Annotated in this window: 27 protein-coding genes, 2 pseudogenes and 1 riboswitch; of the genes and pseudogenes, 17 read left to right on the top strand and 12 right to left on the bottom strand. The window is 72.8% G+C overall.

From position 1 onward, the window contains the following. Positions 1-49: 49 nt before the first annotated feature. From ACIODU_RS14505 to ACIODU_RS14490, 4 genes are all read right to left on the bottom strand, one after another. A complete protein-coding gene (locus ACIODU_RS14505) occupies positions 50-1,771 on the bottom strand; it encodes an urease subunit alpha (protein ID WP_401767522.1) in 1,722 nt (573 codons plus the stop codon). Continuing rightward, the gene (locus ACIODU_RS14500) at positions 1,764-2,075 is read right to left on the bottom strand and encodes an urease subunit beta (RefSeq protein ID WP_356432669.1); all 312 of its coding nucleotides are present in this window, start codon (positions 2,073-2,075) and stop codon (positions 1,764-1,766) included. The genes ACIODU_RS14505 and ACIODU_RS14500 overlap by 8 nt, the downstream gene beginning before the upstream one ends. Before the next feature lie 14 nt (positions 2,076-2,089). Then, complete coding sequence (locus tag ACIODU_RS14495; RefSeq protein ID WP_356432671.1) at positions 2,090-2,392, bottom strand: urease subunit gamma; 303 nt, start codon at positions 2,390-2,392, stop codon at positions 2,090-2,092. A 183-nt stretch (positions 2,393-2,575) separates the two neighbouring features. Further along, positions 2,576-2,869, bottom strand: a complete 294-nt coding sequence (locus ACIODU_RS14490; protein WP_401767519.1) for a type II toxin-antitoxin system Phd/YefM family antitoxin — start codon at positions 2,867-2,869, stop codon at positions 2,576-2,578. 58 nt (positions 2,870-2,927) lie between these two features. Here ACIODU_RS14490 and ACIODU_RS14485 point away from each other — a divergent pair, with 58 nt between their 5' ends. Together ACIODU_RS14485 and ACIODU_RS14480 are read left to right on the top strand one after the other, a co-directional pair. Then, a complete protein-coding gene (locus ACIODU_RS14485; RefSeq protein ID WP_401767517.1) occupies positions 2,928-3,587 on the top strand; it encodes an ATP-dependent Clp protease proteolytic subunit in 660 nt (219 codons plus the stop codon). Between the two features lie 354 nt (positions 3,588-3,941). Continuing rightward, positions 3,942-4,113, top strand: a riboswitch (cyclic di-AMP (ydaO/yuaA leader). A 3-nt stretch (positions 4,114-4,116) separates the two neighbouring features. After that, positions 4,117-4,590 carry a C40 family peptidase gene (locus tag ACIODU_RS14480; protein ID WP_401767516.1) on the top strand — a complete coding sequence of 158 codons (474 nt, stop codon included), beginning with the start codon at positions 4,117-4,119 and terminating at the stop codon, positions 4,588-4,590. 80 nt (positions 4,591-4,670) lie between these two features. Here ACIODU_RS14480 and ACIODU_RS14475 read toward each other — a convergent pair whose 3' ends face one another. Together ACIODU_RS14475 and ACIODU_RS14470 are read right to left on the bottom strand one after the other, a co-directional pair. Continuing rightward, a complete protein-coding gene (locus ACIODU_RS14475; protein ID WP_401767515.1) occupies positions 4,671-5,102 on the bottom strand; it encodes an ATP-binding protein in 432 nt (143 codons plus the stop codon). A gap of 235 nt (positions 5,103-5,337) precedes the next feature. Next, entirely contained in the window at positions 5,338-6,426 is a 1,089-nt protein-coding gene (locus ACIODU_RS14470) for an 8-amino-7-oxononanoate synthase (protein WP_401767873.1), read from the bottom strand. 378 nt (positions 6,427-6,804) lie between these two features. On the opposite strand from ACIODU_RS14470, the gene bioB reads away from it, so the two are divergent. The 5 genes and pseudogenes from bioB to ACIODU_RS14445 all read left to right on the top strand — a co-directional run bounded on the left by bioB (position 6,805) and on the right by ACIODU_RS14445 (position 11,149). Then, a complete protein-coding gene (gene bioB / locus ACIODU_RS14465; protein ID WP_401767513.1) occupies positions 6,805-7,980 on the top strand; it encodes a biotin synthase BioB in 1,176 nt (391 codons plus the stop codon). Continuing rightward, on the top strand, positions 7,973-9,328 hold the full coding sequence (locus ACIODU_RS14460; RefSeq protein ID WP_401767511.1) for an adenosylmethionine--8-amino-7-oxononanoate transaminase: 1,356 nt from the start codon (positions 7,973-7,975) through the stop codon (positions 9,326-9,328). Before bioB ends, ACIODU_RS14460 begins: the two co-directional genes overlap by 8 nt. A gap of 1 nt (position 9,329) precedes the next feature. Beyond that, positions 9,330-9,548 (top strand): annotated as a pseudogene (locus ACIODU_RS14455) (AAA family ATPase); the annotation flags it as partial. Between the two features lie 309 nt (positions 9,549-9,857). After that, a pseudogene (gene bioD / locus ACIODU_RS14450) lies at positions 9,858-10,565 on the top strand (ATP-dependent dethiobiotin synthetase BioD); the annotation flags it as partial. Positions 10,566-10,804: 239 nt separating this feature from the next. Next, entirely contained in the window at positions 10,805-11,149 is a 345-nt protein-coding gene (locus ACIODU_RS14445; protein WP_401767509.1) for a VOC family protein, read from the top strand. Between the two features lie 31 nt (positions 11,150-11,180). Here ACIODU_RS14445 and ACIODU_RS14440 read toward each other — a convergent pair whose 3' ends face one another. Next, positions 11,181-11,669, bottom strand: a complete 489-nt coding sequence (locus ACIODU_RS14440; protein WP_401767507.1) for an RrF2 family transcriptional regulator — start codon at positions 11,667-11,669, stop codon at positions 11,181-11,183. 156 nt (positions 11,670-11,825) lie between these two features. On the opposite strand from ACIODU_RS14440, the gene ACIODU_RS14435 reads away from it, so the two are divergent. From ACIODU_RS14435 to mug, 7 genes are all read left to right on the top strand, one after another. Beyond that, the gene (locus ACIODU_RS14435; RefSeq protein ID WP_401767505.1) at positions 11,826-12,557 is read left to right on the top strand and encodes an SDR family oxidoreductase; all 732 of its coding nucleotides are present in this window, start codon (positions 11,826-11,828) and stop codon (positions 12,555-12,557) included. Between the two features lie 112 nt (positions 12,558-12,669). Beyond that, positions 12,670-13,089, top strand: coding sequence for a GNAT family N-acetyltransferase (locus ACIODU_RS14430; RefSeq protein WP_401767504.1), 420 nt, complete (start codon positions 12,670-12,672; stop codon positions 13,087-13,089). Positions 13,090-13,260: 171 nt separating this feature from the next. Next, on the top strand, positions 13,261-14,694 hold the full coding sequence (locus ACIODU_RS14425; protein WP_401767502.1) for a hemolysin family protein: 1,434 nt from the start codon (positions 13,261-13,263) through the stop codon (positions 14,692-14,694). After that, positions 14,691-15,704, top strand: a complete 1,014-nt coding sequence (locus ACIODU_RS14420; protein ID WP_356431026.1) for a hemolysin family protein — start codon at positions 14,691-14,693, stop codon at positions 15,702-15,704. Before ACIODU_RS14425 ends, ACIODU_RS14420 begins: the two co-directional genes overlap by 4 nt. Before the next feature lie 81 nt (positions 15,705-15,785). Continuing rightward, positions 15,786-16,595: an SGNH/GDSL hydrolase family protein gene (locus tag ACIODU_RS14415; RefSeq protein ID WP_401767500.1), complete on the top strand. Its 810-nt coding sequence runs from the start codon at positions 15,786-15,788 to the stop codon at positions 16,593-16,595. Positions 16,596-16,665: 70 nt separating this feature from the next. Beyond that, entirely contained in the window at positions 16,666-18,108 is a 1,443-nt protein-coding gene (gene purB / locus ACIODU_RS14410; RefSeq protein WP_401767498.1) for an adenylosuccinate lyase, read from the top strand. A gap of 19 nt (positions 18,109-18,127) precedes the next feature. Next, a complete protein-coding gene (gene mug / locus ACIODU_RS14405) occupies positions 18,128-18,709 on the top strand; it encodes a G/U mismatch-specific DNA glycosylase (protein ID WP_401767496.1) in 582 nt (193 codons plus the stop codon). Between the two features lie 17 nt (positions 18,710-18,726). On the opposite strand, the gene ACIODU_RS14400 is transcribed toward mug, so the two are convergent. The 3 genes from ACIODU_RS14400 to ACIODU_RS14390 all read right to left on the bottom strand — a co-directional run bounded on the left by ACIODU_RS14400 (position 18,727) and on the right by ACIODU_RS14390 (position 20,978). Then, positions 18,727-19,137 carry a hypothetical protein gene (locus tag ACIODU_RS14400; protein ID WP_401767494.1) on the bottom strand — a complete coding sequence of 137 codons (411 nt, stop codon included), beginning with the start codon at positions 19,135-19,137 and terminating at the stop codon, positions 18,727-18,729. 114 nt (positions 19,138-19,251) lie between these two features. Further along, positions 19,252-19,989, bottom strand: a complete 738-nt coding sequence (locus ACIODU_RS14395) for an ABC transporter permease (protein ID WP_401767493.1) — start codon at positions 19,987-19,989, stop codon at positions 19,252-19,254. Positions 19,990-19,991: 2 nt separating this feature from the next. Beyond that, entirely contained in the window at positions 19,992-20,978 is a 987-nt protein-coding gene (locus ACIODU_RS14390; protein ID WP_401767491.1) for an ATP-binding cassette domain-containing protein, read from the bottom strand. Positions 20,979-21,084: 106 nt separating this feature from the next. Between ACIODU_RS14390 and ACIODU_RS14385 the strand changes: the two genes are divergently transcribed. Further along, positions 21,085-22,347 (top strand): histidine kinase, encoded by a 1,263-nt coding sequence (locus ACIODU_RS14385; protein ID WP_401767490.1) that lies wholly within the window; start codon positions 21,085-21,087, stop codon positions 22,345-22,347. A 56-nt stretch (positions 22,348-22,403) separates the two neighbouring features. Beyond that, positions 22,404-23,054 (top strand): response regulator, encoded by a 651-nt coding sequence (locus ACIODU_RS14380; protein ID WP_401767488.1) that lies wholly within the window; start codon positions 22,404-22,406, stop codon positions 23,052-23,054. Positions 23,055-23,122: 68 nt separating this feature from the next. On the opposite strand, the gene ACIODU_RS14375 is transcribed toward ACIODU_RS14380, so the two are convergent. After that, a complete protein-coding gene (locus ACIODU_RS14375) occupies positions 23,123-23,563 on the bottom strand; it encodes a nitroreductase family deazaflavin-dependent oxidoreductase (protein WP_401767486.1) in 441 nt (146 codons plus the stop codon). Positions 23,564-23,771: 208 nt separating this feature from the next. Between ACIODU_RS14375 and ACIODU_RS14370 the strand changes: the two genes are divergently transcribed. Then, positions 23,772-24,929 carry an ROK family transcriptional regulator gene (locus tag ACIODU_RS14370; RefSeq protein ID WP_401767484.1) on the top strand — a complete coding sequence of 386 codons (1,158 nt, stop codon included), beginning with the start codon at positions 23,772-23,774 and terminating at the stop codon, positions 24,927-24,929. A gap of 128 nt (positions 24,930-25,057) precedes the next feature. Here ACIODU_RS14370 and ACIODU_RS14365 read toward each other — a convergent pair whose 3' ends face one another. Continuing rightward, positions 25,058-25,822, bottom strand: coding sequence for a GntR family transcriptional regulator (locus ACIODU_RS14365; protein ID WP_401767482.1), 765 nt, complete (start codon positions 25,820-25,822; stop codon positions 25,058-25,060). Positions 25,823-25,987 lie beyond the last annotated feature (165 nt).

The raw sequence follows: 25,987 nt of genomic DNA, 5'->3' as shown, positions 1-25,987 counted from the left end.
TCGGTCGGGTTCGGGGCCGCGGACACGGATGTCAGGACGGGCAGTCACGTCAGAACAGGAAGTACCGCTGCGCCAGCGGCAGTTCAGTGGCCGGGGCGGGCTCGACCGGTTCGCCGTCGATCGTCACGGTGAACGTGTCCGGTTCGACCTCCACGCGCGGCCGGGCGTCGTTCTCCCGCATGTCGGACTTGCTGAGCCCTCGCGTGTTGCGGATCGGCACGAACCTCTTGGCCAGGGCGAGCCGTTCGGGCAGCCCGTCCTCGATCGCCGCCTCCGCCACGAAGTTGAACGATCCCGCCGCCGCGGCCCGGCCCAGCGCGCCGAACATCGGCCGGGGCAGCACCGGTTGCGGGGTGGGGATGGACGCGTTGGCGTCGCCCATCTGCGCGTACGCGATCTGCCCGCCCTTGATGACCAGTTGGGGCTTGACGCCGAAGAACGCCGGGTCCCAGAGCACCAGATCGGCGAGCTTGCCGGTCTCCACCGAGCCGATCTCACCGTCGAGGCCCTGCGCGACGGCGGGGTTGATCGTGTACTTGGCGACGTACCGCCGTACCCGGTGGTTGTCCGCGCGCCCGTCGCCGGGCAGCGCGCCCCGGCGCTTCTTCATCACGTGGGCGGTCTGCCACGTCCGCATGACCACCTCCCCGACCCGCCCCATGGCCTGCGCGTCGGACGAGATGATCGAGATGGCTCCGAGGTCGTGCAGGATGTCCTCGGCCGCGATGGTGGAGGGCCGGATCCGGGACTCCGCGAAGGCCAGGTCGCCGGGCACGGCCGGGTTGAGGTGGTGGCACACCATCAGCATGTCGAGATGTTCGTCGATGGTGTTGACGGTGTGCGGCCGGGTCGGATTGGTGGAGCTGGGCAGCACGTGCGGCTCGGAGACGACCGTGATGATGTCCGGGGCGTGCCCGCCCCCCGCGCCCTCGGTGTGGTACGCGTGGATCGTGCGGCCCGCGATGGCGGCGAGGGTGTCGCCGACGAACCCGGCCTCGTTCAGGGTGTCGGTGTGGATGGCGAGCTGGGCGCCGCTCTCCTCGCAGACCCGCAGGCACGCGTCGATGACGGCGGGGGTGGCGCCCCAGTCCTCATGGATCTTGAACCCGAGCGCCCCGCCCCGGAGTTGGGCGTGCATGGCGTCGCTCGACATGGTGTTGCCCTTGCCCAGCAGCCCGATGTTGACGGGGAAGGTCTCCAGCGCCTCGAACATCCGGGCGAGATGCCAGGCGCCCGGGGTGACGGTGGTGGCCTTCGTGCCCTCGGCCGGTCCCGTACCGCCGCCGACGAGGGTGGTGACACCGCTCGTGAGCGCCTGGTCGACGATGGTCGGCGAGATGAAGTGGACGTGGGCGTCGATCGCGCCCGCCGTGAGGATCTTCCCGTTGCCCGCGATCACCTCGGTCTCGGGCCCGATGACGAGGTCGGGGTGGACGCCGTCCATGGTGTCGGGGTTGCCGGCCTTGCCGATCCCGGTGATCCGGCCGTCCCGGATGCCGAGGTCGGCCTTCACGACGCCCCAGTGGTCGATGACCAGCGCGCCGGTGATCACCGTGTCGGGCGCCCCTTCGGCCCGGGTCGTCCGGGACTGGCCCATCGACTCGCGGATCACCTTGCCGCCGCCGAACACCGCCTCGTCACCCGCGCGTCCGGGGCCGCCGCAGCGGTCCTCCTCCACCTCCACGAAGAGGTCGGTGTCGGCGAGGCGGATCCGGTCGCCGGTGGTGGGGCCGAAGAGATCGGCGTACGCGGCGCGGGAGATGTCAGTCATCGAGGGGACCTCCGGTCTCGCCGCGCAGGCCGGGGACGACCCGCAGGCCGGCGAGGGGGACGAGTGCGACGGCGACGGGGATGCCGGGCTCGAAGCGCACGGCGGTGCCCGCGGCGATGTGCAGGCGCTTGCCGCGCGCGGCGGCGCGGTCGAACTCCAGCCCGGGGTTGGCCTCGGCGAAGTGGTAGTGCGAGCCGACCTGGACGGGCCGGTCGGCGGTGTTGAGGACGGTCAGACGGGTGACCTCGCGGCCCTCGTTGAGGGCGACCGGCCCGTCTCCGTACAGGATCTCTCCGGGGATCATCGGCGTCCCGCCCCTCAGACGATCGGGTCGTGGACGGTGACGAGCTTGGTGCCGTCCGGGAAGGTGGCCTCCACCTGCACGTCGTGGATCATCTCGGGGACGCCCTCCATGACGTCCTCGCGCCCGAGCACCGTGCGCCCCGACTCCATGAGTTCGGCGACGGTACGGCCGTCCCTGGCGCCTTCGAGGAGGTGCGAGGTGATCAGCGCGACCGCTTCGGGATGGTTCAGCCGCAGTCCGCGGTCCCTGCGCCTGGCCGCCACGTCCGCGGCCACATGGATGAGCAGGCGTTCCTGCTCGTGCGGGGTCAGTTGCACGCTTCCACCTCACAGTGTCGGCCCGGTGACGGCTCAAGAGTCCCTGGCACGTTAAGGCCGAAGTTTTTCGGGCGCGTTAACTGGAGCCCTCGACGGGGCCGTGGGAGTGAGTGCCGTATACAACGGCGGCGTACAACGGCGGCGCGGGCTCCCGCCCCCGCCCGCTCCGCCGTCAACGGCCCGTCAGTGCCCCTGGGGCGGCTCGTCGTGCTGCCCGCGCAGCTCGGCCGCGATACCGAAGCGCGCGCGTTCGCCCGGAGCGGACGACAGGGTCCCGACCGACGTGACCGACGTGATCACCCGCTCCTCGGCCGCCTCCTGCTCCTTCTCCAGTCGCTCCAGGTCAGCGGCGGAGACCAGCGCCACCAGCGGCTTGCCGTGGCGCGTCACGACCACCCGCTCGCCGCCGTACACGACGCGGTTGATCAGGTCCGCCAGCTCGGCCCTGGCTTGCGTCACCGGAATCTCGTAGGCCATGCTCCCCAGGGTACGGGACGTACGTCCTGTACATTTTTGACAGAAAGCGAGCCCCGCGATGCCCGGCTTTTCCGTTCCCGGCCCTTCCGCGCGTTACGTCCTGCCGGAGTTCAGCGAGAGGACGAGCAACGGCACCCGCACGCTCGACCCGTACTCCAAGCTCTTCGAGGAGCGGATCATCTTCCTCGGCACCCCGATCGACGACACGGCGGTCAACGACGTCATCGCGCAGTTCCTCCACCTGGAGTACGCCGCGCCCGACCGGGACATCTGCCTCTACATCAACTCCCCCGGCGGCACGATCGGCGCCATGACCGCCCTCTACGACACGATGCGGACGATCGGGTGCGACGTGCAGACGACCTGCCTCGGCCAGGCGGCGTCCACCGCCGCCGCCCTGCTCGCGGCCGGCACACCCGGCAAGCGGATGGCGCTGCCCGGCGCGCGGGTCGTGCTCCAGCAGCCCGGCGTCGACGAGCCCGTCCGGGGCCAGCCGTCCGACCTGATGATCCGGGCCGACGAGCTGCTGCGGACGCGCGACCTGCTCGCGTCGCTGCTGACGCGCCACACCGGGCAGAGCGAGGAGCGGGTACGGGACGACCTGGAGCGGGACACGATCTTCGACGCCGCCGGGGCCCGGGCGTACGGCCTGGTCGATCACGTGGTGCGGACCCGCAGGGCCACCCTCGGCCTCGCGGGCCCGGCCGGCGGGCGGTGACGGCGGAAGGCCCCCGGGACGGGCGACTTGAGGGAGTGTTCCCGTACGGGCGCGTCCGTACGGGAAAGCCTCCCCCGTTCGGCGTAGGAGCGAACTGGACAACCGCGGGGACACGAGTTGCGCGAAGTGACCATGCGCGCAACGAGGGGTGACGCTCCGTCGCAGGTGCGGCCCTCGTCGGGCTCGCGCCGTCCGGGCGAAAACTCCCGCGTCCACCCGTATGGGTCAGACGTGATGAGATTCACATATCGTCGTTTCGCCTCGGAAATCCCTCGGATCCGCGTCAAGATCCCTGGGACGACAAGCCCCCGCCACCCACGGCGGGGCGGTCCGGGCGGACGCCGAGTCCTGCCGCCGCTCCGGATGCCTGGTCGACACGAGTGGATCGGCAGGAGTGGAGGACCCGAGCAGTACGGGCCGGCCCGCACAGGGGCCGTCCCTCGGGGTGAAGCCGCTCACGCGGCCGGGCGACTTCGCCAGCCCGAACCCGACAGGTCATCCTTCACAGGCGGCTGACGAAGGGTTGCGCATGACTGCGCAGACGCATGTCCCGTCCTTGTTCTCGCGGGCGGGGGCCGTCTCGGCCCTCACGCTCGCCGCAGTCGGCGGCTCGCTGCTGGTACCGGGCGCCGCGTCCGAGGCCCAGGCCGTGCCCCACGCGGCGACGGCTCTCAAGGTGGCCGCCTCCAAAAAGGGTTCACCATACAAGTACGGAGCCACGGGGCCACGCCGCTTCGACTGCTCGGGGCTGACGGTCTATTCGTACAAAAAAGCGGGCAAAAAACTCCCCCGTACGGCCCAGCAGCAGTACAACAAGACGCGCCACATCTCGGCGTCGAGCAGGAAGAAGGGGGATCTGGTGTTCTTCCACTACGGCAGCAGCGTCTACCACGTCGGGATCTACGCGGGCAGGGGCAAGATCTGGCATTCGCCGAAGCGGGGCTCCGTGGTGCGCCTGGAGCGCATCTGGTCCAGAAGCGTCTGGTACGGGCGGGTCCGCTGACGGGGCCGGGGCAGGAGACGGCGGGCCGACTCGAGCGGTACGGGGGCGGGGACAGGGCCCTCGGAGCCGCGGGGCCGGAGTCAGCGCTGCGCCGGCGCCGTCCAGGGCAGGGCGATCCAGACCGTCTTCCCGCCTTCCTCCGTGGGGGTGACGCTCACCCGTCCGCCGCACTCGGCGGTCAGTGAGCGGATGATGACCATGCCGCGGCCGTTGTCCTGCTGCACGGCGGCGGGCAGCCGCCGCGGCCACCGCGGGTGGCTGTCGGTGACGCCGACCCGCAGCCGCTCGTCGCGCTCCAGCCGTACCTCCACGGTGAACGTCGGCGACGTGCCGAAGGTGTGCTGGACGGCGTTGGTGGCCAGCTCCGAGACGATCAGCCGGACCGTGTCCGCCAGATCCGCCTCGCCCGGCAGCCCCCAGTCCCTGAGGAGGGCCGCGACAAATCTCCGGGCCTCGGGGACGGAGGCCGCATCACTCGGCAGGGTGACGGATGCTTCCTGATGGTCTGCCATGGCGACGCTGTCCCTTTCCCGCCGGGCCGGACTGGGGCTCAGAACTGATGCTGCGCCGGCGGCCTCGGACTGTGCTCCGCGCCAGAGTGCCACTTATCGTGCCGTTCGGGGCGCTGATCCACCGAGATATGGGGAATCCTGTCGCTCGAAGCGGTGAACTCTGCTACGTGAGAACGTATTTGAGGGCTCTTGTCCGGAGGGCCGTGACCGGCGCCCCGGTGCGGTCCGGACGGTCTCAGCCCACCGGGGCCGCGGTCGCGATGATCGTCTCCACCGCCGCGTCGAGCTGACGGTACGTCATGTCGGCCCGGGCCGTGAGCCTGATCCGCGAGACGCCGTCGGTGACCGACGGCGGCCGGAAGCATCCCACGGCCAGGCCGGCCGCGCGGCAGTCCGCCGCCCAGCGGACCGCGGCTTCCGCCGAGGCCGCGCGGACCGACACCACCGCGGCGTCCGGGCGCACGGCGCTCAGCCCGGCCTCGGTGAGCCGCCCGTACAGGGTCAGCGCCACCTCCCGGGCCCGCGCCGCCCGCTCGGGCTCGCGGCGCAGCAGCCGCAGGCTCTCCCGCGCCCCGCCGACCGCCGCCGGTGCGAGGCCGGTGTCGAAGATGAACGTCCGCGCGGCGTTGACCAGGTGGTCGATGACCCGGGCCGGGCCGAGGACGGCGCCGCCCTGGCTGCCGAGGGACTTGGAGAGCGTGACCGTGGCCACGACGCCCGGGGCTCCCGCGATCCCGGCGGCGGCCGGTGCGCCGCGCCCGCCCGCGCCGAGCACCCCCAGTCCGTGCGCGTCGTCGACGACCAGGGCGGCGCCCCGGGTACGGCAGACCTCGGCCAGCTCGCCCAGCGGCGCGGCGTCGCCGTCCACCGAGAAGACCCCGTCGGTGACGACGAGGGCGCGGCGCCCCGGGTGCGCGTCGAGTGTCTTCCGTACCGCCCGGGGGTCGGCGTGCGGGACGACCACCGTCTCGGCGCGGGAGAGGCGGCAACCGTCGATGATCGAGGCGTGGTTGCCGGCGTCGGAGACGATCAGCGAGCCGGGGGCCGTGAGCGCGGTGAGGGCGGCGAGGTTGGCCGCGTAACCGGACGACAGGACGAGGGCCGCCTCGAAGCCGCAGAACGCGGCCAGTTCGCTCTCCAGCTCGGCGTGGAGCGCGGTGCTGCCGGTCACCAGGCGGGAGCCGGTGGCGCCGGCGCCCCAGCGCAGGGCCGCGTCCGCCGCGGCGGCGGTGACCGAGGGGTGGCGGGCGAGGCCCAGGTAGTCGTTGCTGGCGAGGTCGACCAGCGGCGAGTCGGCCGGGCGGGGGCGGAGGGTGCGGACCAGTCCCGCGCGGGCGCGGCGGCGCGCCTCGGCGTCCGTCCAGTCGAACGGATCGGGGAGCGGCGCCGGCGCGGGAACCGCGGGCGGTACGGACGCTTGACCGGCGGCGGGGCGGGCAGGGTCGACCGGGGCGGACACGGGGCCGCCGGTCCGGGGGCGCGAGCCCCGCGGGTCCTGAGGGTCCTGGGGGTCCCGAGGGTCCGGGCGATCCTGCGGGTCCTGGCGGTCCAGCGGCACGGGAAGGGTCCTTTTGTAGGCTGCGCACAGACCCTAACCGGGACCGGATCGGGCAAGGATGTGGCCATACACACACTTCGATCGGGTGGTGTTGTCGGGTTCCTCCCTGGCACCGGAGCCTCGCCGTGCGCGAGGATCAACGCCATGGATCTGCTGAAGACGCTGGTGGAGAAGGGTCTGCGGCGTGAGCTGCCGACCCGCGAAGAGGCCCTCGCCGTACTGGCGACCTCCGACGACGAGCTGCTCGACGTGGTGGCCGCGGCGGGGAAGGTGCGCCGGCAGTGGTTCGGGCGGCGGGTGAAGCTGAATTACCTGGTCAACCTCAAGTCGGGTCTCTGCCCCGAGGACTGCTCGTACTGCTCGCAGCGGCTCGGGTCCACGGCCGAGATCCTCAAGTACACCTGGCTGAAGCCCGACGAGGCGTCGAAGGCGGCGGCCGCGGGCGTGGCCGGCGGGGCGAAGCGGGTCTGCCTGGTGGCGAGCGGCCGGGGGCCGACGGACCGCGATGTCGAGCGGGTCTCGGGCACCATCAGGGCGATCAAGGAACAGAACGAGGGCGTCGAGGTCTGCGCGTGCCTCGGGCTCCTCTCGGACGGCCAGGCCGAGCGGCTGCGGGCGGCGGGAGCCGACGCGTACAACCACAACCTGAACACGTCCGAGGGGACGTACGGGGACATCACCACGACGCACACCTACGCGGACCGCGTGGACACCGTGAACAGGGCCCACGCGGCGGGCCTTTCGGCCTGCTCCGGGCTGATCGCGGGCATGGGCGAGAGCGACGAGGACCTGGTCGACGTCGTGTTCTCGCTGCGCGCGCTCGACCCGGACTCGGTGCCGGTGAACTTCCTGATCCCCTTCGAGGGAACGCCGTTGGCGAAGGAGTGGAACCTCACCCCGCAGCGGTGTCTGCGGATCCTCGCCATGACGCGCTTCGTCTGCCCGGACGTGGAGGTGCGGCTGGCGGGCGGGCGCGAGGTGCATCTGCGGACGATGCAGCCGCTCGCGCTGCACCTGGTCAACTCCATCTTCCTCGGCGACTACCTCACGAGCGAGGGCCAGGAGGGCAAGGCGGACCTGGACATGATCGCCGACGCCGGGTTCGAGGTGGAGGGCGCGGACACCACGACGCTGCCGGAGCACCGGAGCGGCGGGGGCTGCGGGCCGTGCGACGGGGCGGACGGGGGCACGGGTACGGGCGGGTGCTCGGGTACGGTCCCGGCGGCGCGGGCCGACGCGGCTCCGGCGGACACCGTACGGACGGATCTGGTGGCCGTACGGCGCCGGGGTGCCGGTACGGACCTCGCCCCGAATGCCTGAGACCGCGCCGCCGTCCGTGTCTCCGTCCGTGTCTCCGTCCGCGTTGGACCCGGAGGCATCGCTCGCGCCGGACCCGGAGGAACTGCTCGCGCTGGACCGGGCCCACGTCTGGCATCCGTACGGCCCCATGCCGGGCCGTGCGGAGCCGCTGGTCGTGGAGTCCGCGTCGGGGGTACGGCTCCGGCTGGCCCGGCCCGCCCACGGGCAGCGCGAGTTGGTCGACGGGATGTCGTCCTGGTGGTCGGCGATCCACGGCTACAACCACCCCGTCCTCAACGACGCGGCGCGCGGCCAGCTGGACCGGATGAGCCATGTCATGTTCGGCGGGCTCACGCACGAGCCCGCCGTACGGCTCGCGGCCAAGCTGGTCGAGATCACCCCGGAGCCGCTGCGGCACGTGTTCCTCGCCGACTCCGGTTCGGTGTCGGTCGAGGTCGCGGTGAAGATGTGCCTCCAGTACTGGCGTTCGGTGGGCCGGCTGGCCAAACAGCGGCTGCTGACCTGGCGGGGCGGGTACCACGGGGACACCTGGCAGCCCATGTCGGTGTGCGACCCCGACGGCGGGATGCACGAGCTGTGGTCGGGGGTGCTGCCGCGCCAGATCTTCGCGGACGCGCCGCCGGCCGCGTACGACGAGACGTACGCGCGCGGTCTGCGTGAGCTGATCGGGCGCCACGCCGGGGAGCTGGCGGCGGTGATCGTGGAGCCGGTGGTGCAGGGCGCGGGCGGGATGCGCTTCCACTCCCCCGCGTATCTGCGGGTGCTGCGGGAGGCGTGCGACGCGCACGACGTGCTGCTGATCCTGGACGAGATCGCGACGGGATTCGGCCGTACGGGCACGCTGTTCGCGGCCGAGCAGGGCGGGATCTCGCCCGATGTGATGTGCGTGGGCAAGGCGCTGACCGGCGGCTATCTGACGATGGCGGCGACGCTGTGCACGGCGCGGGTGGCCGAGGGCATCGCGCGGGGCGACGTACCCGTACTGGCCCATGGCCCGACCTTCATGGGCAACCCGCTGGCGGCGTCGGTCGCGCTGGCCTCGATCGAACTGCTCCTGGCCCAGGACTGGCGGGCGGAGGTCGAACGCATCGGTACGGGACTGCGCGAGGGCCTGGCCAAGGCGTCGGGCCTGCCCGGCGTCATGGACGTCCGGGTGCTGGGCGCGATCGGGGTCGTCCAGCTGGACCACGAGGTGGACATGGCGGCGGCGACGCGCGCGGCGGTCCGCGAGGGCGTGTGGCTGCGGCCGTTCCGCGACCTCGTCTACACGATGCCTCCGTATGTCACCGGCGACGACGACATCACGAGAATCTGCCGCGCGGTGGTCGCGGCGGCGGAAGAGGGCTGACATGCCGGTACTGATCGTGACGGGCACGGGCACGGAGGTCGGCAAGACGGTCGTCACGGCGGCGGTGGCGTCCACGGCCCTCGCGCACGGCCACACGGTAGCGGTCCTGAAACCGGCCCAGACGGGCGTCGCCCTGGACGAACGGGGGGACGCGGCGGAGACGGCCCGCCTGGCGGGTGCCCCTCGGCCCCTCGGCCGCTCGGGTGCGGCCGCTCGGTCGGCCGGGGGCGGCGTGGCCGGTGAGGCGGCGCCCGGGGGCGGCGTGGCCGGACCGACGGGGTCGGCCGGGGTGGCGGACCGCCCGGGATCGCCCGGACAGACCGCGTACGCCGAATCCGCCCGACGGGCGGCGGCCGACGTGACCGGTCGGGCGGATCGGCCCGGATTGGCCGGGCAGACGTGGTCCGGCGCACCCGCCCGGCAGGCGGAGGCGGCCGACATGGACGGCCAGGCGGAGCCTGCCGGTCAGGCAGACCCGCTCGGGTCGGCCGGGCAGACGTGGCCCGGCGCACCCACCCGGCAGGAGGCGGTGGGCGGTACAGGCAGCCAGGCGGAGCCTGCTGGTCAGGCAGACCCGCTCGGGGCGGCCCGGCAGACCCGGTTCGGCGCACTCGCCCCGCAGGCGGAGGTGGGCGGTACCGCCGCGCAGGTAGGGGTGGTCGGGCAGGTCGCCGGGCCCCGGGCGGGCCGTGGTGGTGTGGGGGCGTTGACCGTGGTGGAACTCGCCCGGTATCCCGAGCCGTTGGCGCCTGCCACGGCCGCGCGTCGCGCGGGCCTGGCCGCTGTGTCGCCCGACGAGATCGCCGACGCGGCGCTGAAGCTCGCCGTGGAGCACGACCTGGTGATCGTCGAGGGCGCGGGCGGGCTGCTGGTGCGGTTCGACGAGGCCGGCGGGACGCTCGCGGACGTGGCCCGGTTGCTGGACGCTCCGGTGCTGGTGGTGGCCGCGGCGGGTCTCGGCACGCTGAACGTCACCGCCCTGACGACCGAGGCGCTGCGCGCCAGGGGCGTCGAGCCCCTCGGGGTGGTGATCGGCAGCTGGCCCGACGACCCCGACCTCGCGGCACGCTGCAACCTCGCGGACCTCCCGGAGTCGGCGGGGGCGCCGCTGCTCGGCGCCGTACCGGCGGGAGCGGGCGCGCTGGCCCCGGCGGACTTCGGAGCGCTGGCGCCCGACTGGCTGGCCCCGGAGCTGGGCGGGGGCTGGGACGCGGCGGAATTCGGCGCGCGGCACGCGCCTCCGGCCCCGGCCCCGGCCTCGGCTCCGGCTCGGTATCGCTCCGACAGGACGGAGGACACGCGCGGCCACGCGATTCGCCCGTACGGCGATACGAACCGCTCGTAAGACATGCTCTCGGGGCCTGGGAGGCCCGTTCGGTCACCCCACACGCCGGTCCGGCACGGCGGGCAACGGCACCCGCCCCCGCTGCGCCGCGCCGCGCGGAACCGCGTCCCCTCCGCCGTAAGGTGGGCCGCATGCGCGCGCGTATCGAGGAGATCGTCTTCGACTGTGCCGGGCCCGCCCGACTGGCGCGGTTCTGGGCCGCCCTGCTGGGCGGTGAGCCGGTGGACCGTACCCCCGACTGGTCGTACGTCGACCCGCCCGGGTTCGCCCGGATCGCCTTCCAGCTCGTGCCGGAGGGCAAGGTCGCCAAGAACCGGCTCCACCTCGACCTGGACGCGGGCGACGTCGAGGAGGCGACGGCGGAAGCCGTACGGCTCGGCGCCGTCCCGGTGGGCGGCGTGGTGAACGACTCGTACGGCCGGTTCCAGGTCCTCCAGGACCCCGAGGGCAACGAGTTCTGCTTCGTGGGGAGTTGAGCGGGGCCGAGGTCGCCGCGAAGCCCGGGACTCACTCCTCCTGAGCCGCCGTCAGCCAGGCCCCCATCCCCGCCAGCGCGCCCGCCCCGCTCCCCGGCGGATCCACCCGCCCCGCCAGGTCCGCGATCGAGACGCCCGCGAGCGAGTCCCGCCACGCCGCCTCCGCCACGGCCATCGCGTGCGCGATGCCGCAGGGCGCCGTGCAGGACTCGGGCGGGCTCGCCAGCGGTCCGCGCTGCCGGATCTCCGTACAGACGAACGCCGGTCCTGCCCCGTCGACCGCCTCCACGACGTCGAGCACCGTGATCGAGGCCGGGTGCCGGGTGAGGACGTAACCGCCCGACTTGCCCTGCACCGCCCGCACCAGCCCCGCCCGGGACAACGCCTGCATCTGTTTGGCGAGATACGTGGCCGACACGTCGTGCAGCCGGGCCAGCCGCGCCGCGGGGACGGGTTCCTCCACCGCGGTGAGCACCACACAGCAGTGCAACGCCCACTCGACCCCACCGGACATCTTCATCCGGCCACTTTAATCCACCCCGCCCTTGACTCGGACACGATGCATCCGGGTATCGTCCGCAGAGAAGCGGACAACACGTGTCCGGGTTTGTGCGTACGGTCCGTCCACGGGCATGTATGTCACCCGTCGGACACCTCCCGAGCGGAAAGGCATGTCATGAGGGTCGCAGTCATCGGCGGTACGGGGCTCATCGGATCGCAGGTCGTGAAGAAGCTGAACGCCGTCGGTCACGAGGCGGTGCCGCACTCCCAGTCCACCGGCGTCGACGTGCTCTCGGGCGAGGGCCTGGACGCCGCGACGGCGGGGGCGGACGTCGTCGTCAACCTGACGAACTCCCCCACCTTCGACGAGGCGTCCCTGGCCTTCTTCCAGACGTCGATGGACAACCTCCTGGCCGCCGCCGGGAAGAACGGGGCCGGCCACTTCCTCATCCTCTCCATCGTCGGCGTGGACCAGGTGCCCCAGCTGGACTACTACCGGGCGAAGGCCCTCCAGGAGGACATCCTCACGGCCGGGCCGATCCCGTACTCGATCGTCCGTGCCACGCAGTTCATGGAGTTCATGGACGCCACCCTGTCCTGGACCACCAGCGGCGACGTCGTCCGCCTGCCCCCGACCCCCCTCCAGCCGATCGCCGCCGAGGACGTCTCCGACGCGGTCGCCGGCGTCGCGGCGGGCCCGCCCCTCCAGGGCATCCGCAACATCGCGGGCCCCGACGTCTTCCCCCTCGACGAACTCGGCCGGATCACCCTGGCCGCCCGCCCCGACGGCCGCAGCGTCGTCACCGACCCGACGGCGGGACTCTTCGGCGCCGTCGAGGGCGACGTCCTCATCGCCAGGGGGGACGCGCACCTCGCCCCCACGCGCTACACCGACTGGCTCGCCTGAGCCCGGGAGCGGCACGGCGCGCGGAGGGTCCGTACAAAATCCGTACCGTACAAAATCCGTACCGTACGAAAACCGTTCGCCCGACCGGTCGGCGCCCTGGTTGGCTCGTCCCATGAGCGATCTCCTCATCCGGCCCGCCTCGCCCGCCGACATCGACGCCGTCCTGCTGTTCTGGCGCGAGGCCGCCATGGGGGTGAGCGTCAGCGACGACCACGACGGAGTGGCCCGGCTCCTCGCCAGGGACCCGGAGGCCCTGCTCCTCGCGGAGCGCGACGGGGTTCTCGTGGGCACGGTCATCGCCGGTTTCGACGGCTGGCGGTGTCACGCGTACCGGCTGGCCGTCCACCCCGCCCACCGCAGGCAGGGGATCGCCACGGCCCTGACGGAGGCGGCGGAGCGGCGGTTCACCGCCCTCGGGGGGCGCCGGGTCGACGCCATGGTGCTGGAGGCCAACGACGGGGCGCGCCACGCGTGGTCGGCGGGCGGCTACCACCGGGAGGATCACTGGCGGCGTTGGGTGAAACCGCTGTGAGCCGGCCCCGCGCGACGGGGCGGGACGGGGTCGGTCGAGCCGCCGGGCGGGTGAACCCGGGGTCCTGACGTGTGAGCGTCCCGCCACGGGCCACCCTCCCTGTAGCGATCTGTGGCGATCCGGTCGGGCGGCGACCGATCGGCCGGCCGATCATGGGACGGAGGTGGACCGATGACCGAAGCGCTCCTGCTCGTCGTGGCGGTCGTCCTGTCGTTCGCCTGCGGCGCCTTCGTCGCGGCGGAGTTCTCGCTCACCACCGTCGAGCGCGGTGAGCTGGAGCGGGCGGCGGACGAGGGGCGGCGGGGGGCCTCCGGCGCCCTGGAGGCGGTACGGAGCCTCACCTTCCAGCTCTCCGGCGCCCAACTCGGCATCACTGTCACCAACCTGGTCGTCGGCATGCTCGCGGAACCCTCGCTCGGCAAGCTGCTGCGCGGGCCCGTCGAGGACGCCGGGCTGTCCCGTTCCGTCGCGTCCTCGGTGGCCCTGGTGATCGGCACCGCCCTGTCGACGGTCTTCCTGATGGTCGTCGGCGAACTCGTCCCCAAGAACTGGGCGATCTCCTCCCCGCTCGCCGTCGCGACGACGGTGGGCACCCCGCAGCGGTACTTCACCCTGGCCTTCCGGCCCTTCATCGCGCACCTCAACAACACCGCGAACCGCATCGTGCGCGCCCTCGGCATGGAGCCGACCGAGGAGCTGGCGACCGCCCGCAGCCCGCAGGAGCTGGTCGCCCTGGCCCGGCACTCCGCGAAGGAGGGCGCACTGGAGGCGGACACGGCCGAGCTGTTCGTACGGACGCTGAGCCTGTCGTCGCTGACGGCGGAGAACGTGATGACGCCGCGCGTGCAGCTGATCGCCCTCGACGTGCGGGCGACGGCGGAGGACGTCGCCAACGCCACCCGCGCCACCGGGCTCTCCCGCTTCCCCGTCTACCGCGACAGCCTCGACACCGTCGTGGGCATCGCCCACATCAAGGACGTACTGGCCGTCCCGGCGGAGGAGAGGCCCCGGCGGCCGGTGTCCGGGCTGCTGCGCGAGCCGCTGCTGGTCCCCGGGTCGCTGACGGTGGACCAGCTCCTCGACCGGTTGTCAGCGGGGATGACGATGGCCGTCGTGATCGACGAGTACGGGGGTACGGCGGGGGTGGCGACGCTGGAGGACATCGTCGAGGAGGTCGTCGGCGAGGTCAGGGACGAGCACGATCCGCACGAGACCTCGGACCTGGCATCCGTCGGCGAGGACGCGCGCGGCCGGCGGCTCTGGTCGGCGGACGGCGCGGCCCGGTCCGACCAGCTGGAGACGATCGGGCTGCGGATGCCCGAAGGGCCGTACGAGACACTCGCCGGGCTGGTGGCGGCCTCACTGGGGCGGATCCCGGCCAGGGGCGACCGGCTGGACGTGGCGGAGTGGCAGCTGGAGGTGGTGGACGACACGGGCCGCCGGGCGGCCCGGCTGCTGCTGCGGTCGCCGATTCCGACAGATGACGGCGAAGCTGGCGAGGGCGGCGAAGGTGGCAAGGGCAGCGGGGGCGGCGGGGGCATGACCGGCGGAAGCGGCAACGGAGACGGTCCGGCGGCCCGCACGGACGAGCGGGGTGGCCGGTGACCGCCGTCCAGCTGATCGTCGGACTGCTCACGATCGCCCTCAACGCCCTCTTCGTCGGCGCCGAGTTCTCCCTCATCTCCGTACGCCGCAGCCAGATCGAGCCCGAGGCCGAGGCGGGGAACCGCCGCGCGCGCAGCGTCATCTGGGGGCTGGAGCACGTGGCCGCCCTGCTGGCGGCGGCGCAGCTCGGCATCACCCTGTGCACGCTGGTGCTCGGCATCGTCGCCGAGCCCGCCATCGCCCATCTGCTGGAGCCGCTCTTCCACGCGGTGGGCCTGCCGGACGGACTGATCCACCCGTTCTCGTTCGCGATCTCCCTCATCCTGGCGACCTATCTGCACATGCTGCTGGGCGAGATGGTGCCGAAGAACATCGCCCTGGCGAGCCCCGTCCGGCTGGCGCTCGCGCTCGGCCCGCCGCTGGTCGCGATCGCCCGGGCGCTGCGACCGGTGATCTTCACGGTCAACGCCTTCGCCAACAGCCTCCTCAAGCTGCTCAAGGTGGAGGTCAAGAGCGAGGTCGCGGCCACCTACTCGGACGACGAGCTGTCCCGTCTGGTCACGGACGCCGGTCATGCCGGGGTGCTCGACGAGCGGTCGGCCGAGCGGTTGCAGGACGCGCTGGAGCTGGGGCGGCGGCCGGTGCGGGACGTGGTGATGCCGCTGGAACGGGTGGTCACGGCGGAGGTCGGGGTCACGCCGGAGACGCTGGAGGGGCTCGCGGCCGAGTCGGGCTTCTCACGCTTCCCGGTGGTCGACGCCTCCCGGCGGATCCTCGGCTACCTCCATGTGAAGGACGCGCTGGACGCGGCCCCGCGCGACACCCCGTTCGCGGTCTCCGCGATGCGGGCGATCGCGCGAGTGACGGACACGACGCCGATGGACGACGTCCTGAACGCGATGCGTCGCAGCCGTACGCACCTGGCGGCCGTCCTGGACGAGGACGGCAAGCTGGAAGGGCTCGTGACCATGGAGGACGTGCTGCGCGAACTGGTGGGACGGCACGCGTAGGGCGGGCGGCACCGCGCTCGCGGGGGCCGTACGGGAGACGCCGCAAGGGCCCGCCGTACCGCGCGGTACGATCGCTCCGCCATGGAGATGAATGCCAGCTACACCAGCCTTGTCGCGGTCGGTGACTCCTTCACCGAGGGCATGTCCGACCTGCTGCCCGACGGTTCCTACCGGGGCTGGGCGGATCTGCTCGCCGCCCGCTTCGCCGCGCGTGACCCCCGCTTCCGGTACGCGAATCTCGCCGTGCGCGGCAAGCTCATCGGACAGATCGTCGAGGAGCAGGTGGCGGTCGCCGCCGCGATGTCCGCCGACGTGGTGACCCTGGTCGGCGGTCTCAACGACACCCTGCGGCCGAAGTGCGACATGGGCCGGGTGCGCGGGCTGCTCGAAGAGGCGGTGGAGAAGCTGACCCCGTCCTGCAAGCAGCTGGTGCTGATGCGCAGCCCCGGCCGGAACGGCCCGGTGATGGAACGGTTCCGCCCGCGCATGGAGGAGCTGTTCGGCTTCGTCGACGAGCTGGCGGAGCGGCACGGCGCCCTGGTCGTGGACCTGTACGGCGCCCCGGCGCTCGGTGACCAGCGGATGTGGGACGTGGACCGGCTGCACCTGACCGCCGAGGGCCACCGCCGGGTCGCCGAGGCGGTCTGGCAGGCGCTGGGGCAGGCGGCGGAGGACGACTGGCGTACGGAGCTGCCCGCCGCCGTACCGGTGCGCTGGCTGGCGCGGCGCTCGGGCGACGTACGGTTCGCCCGGCAGTACCTGGGGCCGTGGATCATGCGGCGGCTCACCGGCCGCTCCACGGGGGACGGCCGGCTGCCGAAGCGGCCGGAGCTGCTGCCGTACGGGACTCCGGGCGACCACCGGCTGCCCCAGGGGGCTCGGGAGTCGTGAGGAAGCTGTAGGAAGCCACAAGAACGGGCACGGCGTCGGCCTGCGGGATCCGCCAGTAGAATCAGGACACGTGACTGTCGCGTCTGAGAAGCCCCGTATCCCCAACGTCCTCGCCGGCCGCTACGCCTCGGCGGAGCTGGCCGTGCTGTGGTCCCCCGAGCAGAAGGTGAAGCTGGAGCGCCGGCTCTGGCTGGCGGTGCTCCGGGCGCAGAAGGACCTCGGCATCGAGGTGCCCGAGACGGCCCTCGCCGACTACGAGCGGGTGGTCGACCAGGTCGACCTCGCGTCGATCGCGGAGCGCGAGAAGGTCACGCGGCACGACGTGAAGGCGCGGATCGAGGAGTTCAACGCCCTCGCCGGCCATGAGCAGGTCCACAAGGGCATGACGTCCCGCGACCTGACGGAGAACGTCGAGCAGCTCCAGATCCGGCTCTCGCTGGAGCTGGTGCGGGACCGTACGGTCGCGGTGCTGGCCCGGCTGGGCAGGCTCGCGGGTGAGTACGGCGAGCTGGTCATGGCGGGCCGCTCGCACAACGTGGCCGCGCAGGCCACCACGCTCGGCAAGCGCTTCGCGACCGCCGCCGACGAGCTGCTGGTCGCCCACGGCCGGCTGGAGGACCTGCTGGGCCGCTACCCGCTGCGCGGCATCAAGGGCCCGGTCGGCACCGCGCAGGACATGCTGGACCTGCTGGGCGGCGACACGGCGAAGCTCGCCGACCTGGAGGGCCGGATCGCGGGGCATCTGGGCTTCGCCCGGGCCTTCACCTCCGTCGGCCAGGTCTACCCGCGCTCGCTCGACTACGACGTGGTGACCGCGCTGGTGCAGCTGGCGGCGGCGCCGTCGTCGGTGGCGAAGACGATCCGGCTGATGGCCGGGCACGAACTGGTCACCGAGGGCTTCAAGCCCGGCCAGGTCGGCTCGTCCGCGATGCCGCACAAGATGAACACCCGTTCCTGCGAGCGGGTCAACGGCCTGATGGTGATCCTGCGCGGCTACGCGTCGATGACGGGCGAGCTGGCGGGCGATCAGTGGAACGAGGGCGACGTCTCGTGCTCGGTGGTACGGCGGGTCGCGCTGCCCGACGCGTTCTTCGCGTTCGACGGGCTGCTGGAGACGTTCCTGACCGTCCTGGACGAGTTCGGCGCGTTCCCCGCGGTCGTGGCGCGTGAACTGGACCGCTACCTGCCGTTCCTGGCGACGACCAAGGTGCTGATGGCGGCGGTACGGGCCGGGGTGGGCCGGGAGGCGGCGCACGAGGTCATCAAGGAGCACGCGGTGGCGTCGGCGCTGGCGATGCGCGAACAGGGGGCGGAGCGCAACGAGTTGCTGGACCGGCTCGCGGCCGACGAGCGGATGCCGCTGGACCGGGCCCAGTTGGACGCGCTGATGGCCGACAAGCTGTCCTTCACGGGCGCGGCGGAGGACCAGATCGCGGCGGTGGTCGCCCGGGTCGAGGAGATCCTCAAGCGGTACCCGGAAGCCGCCGCGTACGCGCCCGGCTCGATCCTCTGAGCGGGGCCGGGTCAGACCGATGAGGGCCGAGGAGCTGGAGGCCGCCCGCGACCGCGTCATCCCCGACGTGGTCGCGGAGGGGCTGCGCGTACTGTTCTGCGGCATCAACCCGGGCCTGATGTCCGCCGCGACGGGCCATCACTTCGCCCGCCCCGGCAACCGCTTCTGGCCGGTGCTGCACCTGTCGGGGTTCACGCCCCGGCAGTTGAGCCCTGCGGAGCAGGACGAGCTGCTGACGTACGGTCTCGGCATCACGAACGTCGCGGCGCGGGCGACCGCGCGGGCCGACGAGTTGAGCGACGAGGAGTTCCGCGAGGGCGGGCGGCTGCTGGTCGCGAAGGTGCAGCTGCTGCGGCCGCGGTGGCTCGCGGTGGTCGGTGTCACCGCGTACCGCATAGCTTTCGGCGACAAGAAAGCGCGGATCGGCCCGCAGGAGCGCACGATCGGCGACACCCGGATTTGGGCGCTCCCGAACCCGTCGGGGCTGAACGCGCATTGGACGGCGCAGACAATGGCGGAGGAGTTCGGCCGGCTGCGGGTGGCGGCGGAGGCCCCTGCGCCGGTTTCCCCGGACGGAACTGACGCGTCCGGGCTGAACTGACGCGCGTTGCCCGCCCGTCAGGGCGGGTCCGTCTCCGTCGTCGCCGCCAGGAGGCGGAAGGGCTCGTCCTCCGCGTCCTGCGTCACCCCCAGGACGAGCCAGCGGCGTTCTGTCCACCACACGCGCACGTACGCCACGCTGTTGCACAGCTCCCACCAGGGCTCCGGTATCTCCTCGCCCTCGCCGCCCCGGACACGCAGGCTCCACAGGCTCACGTGGTGCGGCGCGCCGAAGCGGTTCGTCAGGATCTCCGCCAGCGCCCCGCCCTCCGCCTCGCACTGGTCCGCGCCGGAGGGGCCGTCCCCCCGGGACAGTTCGGCCAGGTGATACCCCGGGCCGCTCGTCCCGACGCCGGAGGGACCGCGGGCCGCGGGGTAGGCATGGGCGCACAGCAGCTCGACCAGGGCGAGTTGCCGCGCGGTACTCATGGGTCCAGTAAACCCCCGGACACTGACATCTGGTTTTCTGTCAGGCCGCTTTGAGGCGTGGGGCGTGCGGGGTGAGGCGTGGGGCGTCGTGCGTCAGGCGTCGTGCATCAGGCATCAGGCGTCCCGACGTCTGACGGCGAGCCATCCGGCCAGTACGGCCGCGGCGGCCCACGCCGCCGTCACGGCGAGCCCGGTCCAGGGGCCGATGGCCGCGTCCGGGTACTGGTGCAGGGCGATCTGCCCGGCCCGGTCGGGCAGGAAGTCCGCGACGGCCGACTTCAGGTCCCCGATCACGAACGACACGATGAGGATGAACGGGATCAGCAGGCTCATCACCAGGACACCGCTGCGGAGCAGCGCGGCGAGACCGGCCGCCAGCACCGCCATCAGCGCCAGGTAGACACCGGCGCCGACCGTGGCGCGCAGGGCGCCGGGATCGCCCAGGCCGATCGCGTACGACCCCATGCCCGTCTGTCCGGCGAAGAAGGTGGCGAAGCCGGTGACCAGTCCGACGGCCAGGGCCGCGCCGGCGACCGTCGCCATCTTGGCCGCGTAGAAGTGGGCCCTGCGCGGCACGGCGGTCAGGGAGACCCGCAGCGCGCCGTTGTGGAACTCGGTGGAGAACGCCGTCGCCCCGAACGCGATCGCCGCGATCTGGCCGAAATTGATCCCGTAGAAGGAGAAGAGGACGGGGTCGTAGTCGGGTCCTCCGGCCTCGCCCGTCCCGACACCGGCGCTGATGAGCGCCCCGATTCCCGCGCTGACGACCAGGATGGCCAGCAGCGAGCCGAACGTGCCGCGCACGGAACGGATTTTGATCCATTCGGAGCGCAGGATCGCGGTGGACGACATGGTCAGACCTCCTGAGGGCCGGTCGAGCCCGTTGTGCCGGTTGAATCGGTCGAGCCGGTTGGGTCGGTCGCGCCGTGCGGGTTCCGGGCGGCGAACTCCGCCTCGCCGGTGGTGAGATCGAGGTACGCCTGCTCCAGGGAACCCCGGTCGTCGCTGAGTTCGAGCACCGGGACGCCTTCCCGGGAGGCGAGCCGGCCGATGTCGTCGGCGCGCGCCCCGTCGACGCTCCAGAGCCCGTCGTCGCCCTGCACCGCGAGGTGCCCCGCACGGGCCAGCGCCGCGCGCAGCCGCTCCGGTTCGGTGCTGCGGAACCGTACGCGCGGGGTGGTCCTGGAGGTGATGAACTCCTCCATCGGCAGGTCGGCGAGGAGCCGGCCCCGGCCGAGGATGACGAGGTGGTCGGCGGTGGCCGCGGTCTCCGCCATCAGATGGCTGGAGACGAGGACGGTCCTGCCCTCCTTCGCGAGGCGGCGGGTCAGCTCCCGGATCCAGATGATGCCTTCCGGGTCCAGGCCGTTGGCCGGTTCGTCCAGCAGCAGGACGCCCGGGTCACCGAGGAGCGCGGCGGCGATGCCGAGGCGCTGGCGCATGCCGAGCGAGAAGGACCTGATCCGCTTGCGGGCGACGGCGGCGATGCCGGTCTCCTCCAGCACCTCGTCCACCCGGGCGGGGCGGATGCGGTTGCTGGCCGCGAGCACCCTGAGGTGGTCGCGGGCGGTACGGGCGCCGTGCGCGGCCTGCGCGTCGAGCAACGCGCCGACGTGGCGCAGGGGTTCGCCGAGGTCGGTGAAGCGGCGTCCCCCGACGGTGGCCGTGCCGGACGTGGGCCGGTCGAGGCCGAGGACGAGCCGCATGGTGGTCGATTTGCCCGCCCCGTTGGGGCCGAGGAAGCCGGTGACGCGGCCGGGCCGCACCTGGAAGGTGAGCCGGTCCACCGCGCGGGCCGTGCCGTACTCCTTGGTGAGTTCGTGGACATCGATGCTGGTCATGGCTCCACTCTGGGCGCCACGGGCGCGCCGGACCTCCCCCACGGGTGGAGAGCGTCTCCCCCGCGCGGGGGAACTCCCGCCACCGGTCCACTGGCACGATGACCCGATGGTCCGATTCCTGCGTCCGCTGTCGCGGCCGGTGACGTACACCCGCTGGCTGCACCTGTTCGTGCCGACGGGGTTCTGGGCCGTCTGGCTGTTCGTCTTTCCCGCACATCCGGCCCTGCCCCTGCTGTTCCTCGTCCCGATCGGGCTGGTGCCCGCGGTGCGGCTGGCCGAGGGGCTCCAGGCGCAGTGGCTGCTGCTCCCGCACGACGGGAGCGTGCCCCCCGGGTCCATCTCCCTCGCCTCGTCCGCCACCTGGGCGGAGCGGTGGCGGACGGTGCTGTGGCTGGAGGTCCGCGCGCTCCTGTCGGGGGCGATCACGATCACGACGGTGTGGGGGCCGGCCCTCACGATCGAGCTGGTCCACGCCGGCGCGCAGGGCTCCTGGATGGGCCTGCCGTTCCTGTCGACGGTCACGCCCGAGTGGTGGTTCGCGTTGTTCGCGCCGCTGCCGGCCGTCGGGTTCTTCGTCGGGATCGTGCGGCTCGGGCGGCTGGGCGCCGCTGCCGCTCTCCGGCTGCTCGGCCCGTCCCCCGCGCAGCGGTTGGCCGCCCTGGAGGAACGTACCGAACGACTCCTGGAACGCACCCGCATCGCCCGCGAGCTGCACGACTCGATCGGGCACGCGCTCACCGTCGCCGTGATCCAGGCGGGCGCGGCCAGGGCGGCCGGGGACCCGGAGTTCACCGACCGCGCGCTCGGGGTGATCGAGGAGACCGGCCGGGCGGCGCTGGAGGATCTGGAGCGGGTCCTGCTCGTCCTGCGGGAGTCGGGCCGGCCGGCCTCGCAGCGGCCCACGCTCGCCGAGGCGGACCGGCTGCTGGAGTCGGCGCGGGCGTCGGGGGCGGTGGTGGACGTCACGCTGTCGGGGCCGCTGGAGCGGTTGCCGGGGCCGGTCTCCCGGGAGGGGTACCGCATCCTCCAGGAGGCGCTCACCAATGTGCTGCGGCACTCGGGCCCGGTGCCGGTGCGGATCCTGATCGAGGTGACGGACGACAGGCTCGGGATCGAGGTCGCGAACCCTCTCGCCGAGGACGCCTCCGCGTCCTCCCCGGGGAACGGGCTTCGGGGGATACGGGAGAGGGCGGCGCTGCTCGGCGGGGAGGCCAGGACCGGGGCGTACGACGGGGAGTGGCAGGTGAGCGCGCGGCTTCCGCTGAGCGGTCCGGCGGCGGGGGCGGTCGCGGGAGCGGGGGCGGTCGCGGGAGCAGGGACGGGCGCGGGGGCAGAGACGGGCGCGGGAGCAGGGGCAGGAGTGACCTGAGCGGATCGGGAAGGCGGGCTGCGGGGAGCACGGGCGGAGGCCGATAATCTGACCGGATGCCCATCACTGTGCTGTTGGTCGACGACGAGCCGCTGGTACGCGCGGGCCTGCGCGCCGTCCTGGCGGCGCAGCCCGACATCACCGTGGTGGGAGAGGCGGCCGACGGCGCCGCCGTCGTCCCGCTGGTGCGCCAACTGCGGCCCGATGTGGTCGCGATGGACGTACGGATGCCCCTGCTCGACGGCATCGAGGCCACCCGTGCGGTGCTGCGCACGGTGCAGGACCCGCCCAAGATCCTCGTCGTCACGACCTTCGAGCAGGACGAGTACGTGTACGAGGCGCTCCGGGCGGGCGCCGACGGCTTTCTCCTCAAGCGGGCCCGTCCGGCGGAGATCGTGCACGCCGTGCGCCTGATCGCCGAGGGCGACTCGCTGCTCTTCCCGGCGTCCGTACGGGCACTCGCCGCCGAGTACGGCACCGCCGCCGCGCGCGACAGCCTGGAGAGCGCGCGGCTCACCGACCGGGAGGCGGAGGTGCTGCGGCAGATGGCGCGGGGGCTGACCAACGCGGAGATCGCCGCGGGCCTGGTGGTGGGGACGGAGACGGTGAAGTCCCATGTGAGCGCGGTGCTGGCGAAGCTGGGGGCGCGGGACAGGACGCAGGCGGTGATCGCGGCGTACGAGTCGGGGTTCGTCGCGCCGGGCTGACGTGTCCCCGGCCGACCGGTTCTCACCGACCGGGGACATGTCAGCCCGGGGTCAGCCCCCGGTCCCGGTCAGCCTTCCGTCCGGCGCAGCCGGATCACCGGTATGTCCCGTTCCGTCTTCTTCTGGTAGCCCTCGTACGGCGGGAAGACCTCCACCAGTCCGGGCCACACCCGGGCCTTCTCCTCCGGGGTCAGCGTCTCCGCGTGCGCGGAGAAGCGCTCGGTGCCGACCCGTATCCGTACGTCGGGCTGCTCCTGGAGATTCAGGTACCAGAGCGGGTGATCGTCCGCCCCGCCCTTGGACGCCACGAGCAAGTAGTCGTCGCCGTCCCGCCCGTAGATGAGCACGGTCCTGCGCCACTGTCCGCTCCGGCGGCCCCGGTAGTCGAGCAGGAGGCACGGCGCGCCCTGCAAGGTGGTGCCCCGGGTCCCGTCGGACTCTTCGTACTCCGCCGCCTGCTTCGCCACCCAGCCCGTGGGACTGATCACGATCTCGTCGTCCGACGCCATGCCGACTCCTAAGGTCCGGGTCCGGATCCGCTGCTCCGGCTCTTCTGCTCTGGTGGTCTACCGCTCTACTGCCCGGGTGCTCCGGATCCGCTGAGGTGAACCTGTCCACAGTAGGGCGCTCTGTCCGGCGGGCGGCCGCCGCCCCTCGCCGTGCAAGCGACCAGCGAGTAGCATCCGGCAGACGACGCACGAGCTGGGAGGACTTACCGTGGGGCGGCTGACCGGCGGAGACCCTTCGCTTCTGCGGCGGATCAACTCCGCGGTGGTACTGCATTCCCTGCGCGGTGCCGGATCCCTCACCCTCACCGACCTGACCCGGGTCACCGGTCTGTCACGGCCGACGGTCGAGGGCGTCGTGGAGGGCCTCATGGAGGCCGGCCTGGTGGTCGAGTCCGCCCCCGAGGAGGGCGAGACCCGCAAGCAGGGCCGCCCCGCCCGCAAGTTCCGCTTCCGCGCGGAGGCCGGGCACCTCCTGGGCATCGAGATCGGGCCGCACCGCGTGGCCGCGATCCTGTCGGGGCTGGACGGCCGGATCATCGGGGCCGGCTCGCGGGAGGTCTCGGAGACCGCCGACGCCGACGAACGCCTGGAGCGCGTGCGGCTGGTGGTGGCGGACGTGCTGCGGCGTGCGGGGGTGGCGCGCAACTCGCTGCGCGCGGTGGGCGTCGGCAGTCCCGGCATCGTGGAGGCCGACGGGACCGTACGGCTCGGCACGGCGCTGCCCGGATGGACGGGACTGGCCCTCGGGGAGCGGCTGGGCCGTTCGTTCCGCTGTCCGGTGCTGGTGGAGAACGACGCCAACGCGGCCGCCGTGGCCGAGCAGTGGAAGGGCGCGGCGACCGACTCCGACGACATCGTCTTCGTACTCGCCGGGTTGAGCCCCGGGGCGGGTTCGCTGATCGGCGGGCGCTTGCACCGCGGGTTCGGCGGGGCGGCCGGGGAGATCGGCGCGCTGCACCTGCTGGGCCGTGACGTGACGCCGGAGAAGCTGCTGTCGACCACGGACGAGCCGCTGCACCCGCTCGACGAGCACGCGGTGGCCAAGGTGTTCGCCCTCGCCAAGGACGGCGACGTGGGCGCGCAGGAGGCCGTGGAACGCTTCACCCGGCGGCTGGTGCACGACGTGGCCGCGCTGGTGCTGGCGCTCGATCCCGAGCTGGTGGTGATCGGCGGGTGGGCGGCCGGTCTCGACGGCGTCCTGGACCCGCTGCGCGACGAGCTGTCGCGCTTCTGTCTGCGGCCCCCGCGCGTGGCGCTCTCGCTGCTCGGCGAGGCGGCGGTGGCCACGGGGGCGCTGCGGCTGGCGCTCGACCACGTGGAGGAGCAGCTGTTCGCGGTGGAGGGAACGGTGACGGCCCGCCGCTGAGCGACGGGCCGCCGTGGTGCGTTGTGCGCGCGGGTGTTCGTGTCCGGTACGGACGGGGCGTACAGACGGGCCGTACGAACGTCCTGTACGAGACTCCGAAGGTGTACGCGTGGGCCGTGCCGCGTCCGTCAGGACGCGCGGCGCTCCTCCGGGTGTTCGCTGATCTCCAGGTCGCCGGAGTCCCCGAAGGTCAGCCGGCAGGTGTCCGCGCGGTACGTGGCCACCGAGACGGCGGCCGGGCGGCCCCCCACGATGTAACGCGTCGTGACGACGAGCACGGGCGCGCCGGGCAGCCGGTCCAGTTCCTTGGCGTCGTCGGCACGCGCCGAGCCCAACTCCACGGCGCGGTCCTGGGAGTCGAGCGCCAGGCGCTGGAGTTCCCGCAGCACCGCGCGGGCGCGGACGGGTCCCGACGCCCCGGCGATGGCCGACAGTTCGGGCACCGACGAGGCCGGTACGTAGAGCAGTTCGGCGGCGACGGACTGGCCGTGGGTCACCCGGACGCGGCGCACGACGTGCACCTCGTCGTCCGTGGAACGCTCCAGCAGCCGGGCCACGGGGCCGGGCGCGGCGGCGACCGCGCAGTCGATGAGCTGCCAGGCGTCCTTCGTGGCGCCCGGCCATTCGTGCTGGGCCGTGGACACGTCCACGCGCACCCTCGGAGGCGCGACGGTCGTTCCGACCCCCCGGCGGCGCTGGAGCCTGCCTTCCAGCTCCAGTTGTTCGAGCGCCTGTCTCAGCGTCGCGCGCGCGACCCCGAACCGCGCGGCGAGATCTCGCTCGTTGGGCAGGATCTCCCCCACCGCGAAGTCCGAGTCGAGCGCTTCGCCGAGCACGGTTTTCAGGTGCCAGTACTTAGGCTCCGGCACTGTTTCCAGCTGCGTGGTCCCCACCCTGATCCTCCGCAATCGCCGTGTCCCCGGCGGTTTTCCGTGCCCTTGTTTATTAAAGGTTCCTGCACTAACTATTGACCATAGGACGCGTGAATCGGTTGGTCAAGACCAATCCTGCGCCGTGACTCAGCGAAACCGAAATCTACCGCAGGGTGTTCACACGAC

Source organism: Streptomyces sp. NPDC088261 (genome assembly GCF_044740805.1).
GTDB lineage: Bacteria > Actinomycetota > Actinomycetes > Streptomycetales > Streptomycetaceae > Streptomyces.
Note: the sequence above shows the minus strand (reverse complement) of the source record. Positions and strands in the feature narration are given on the sequence as shown.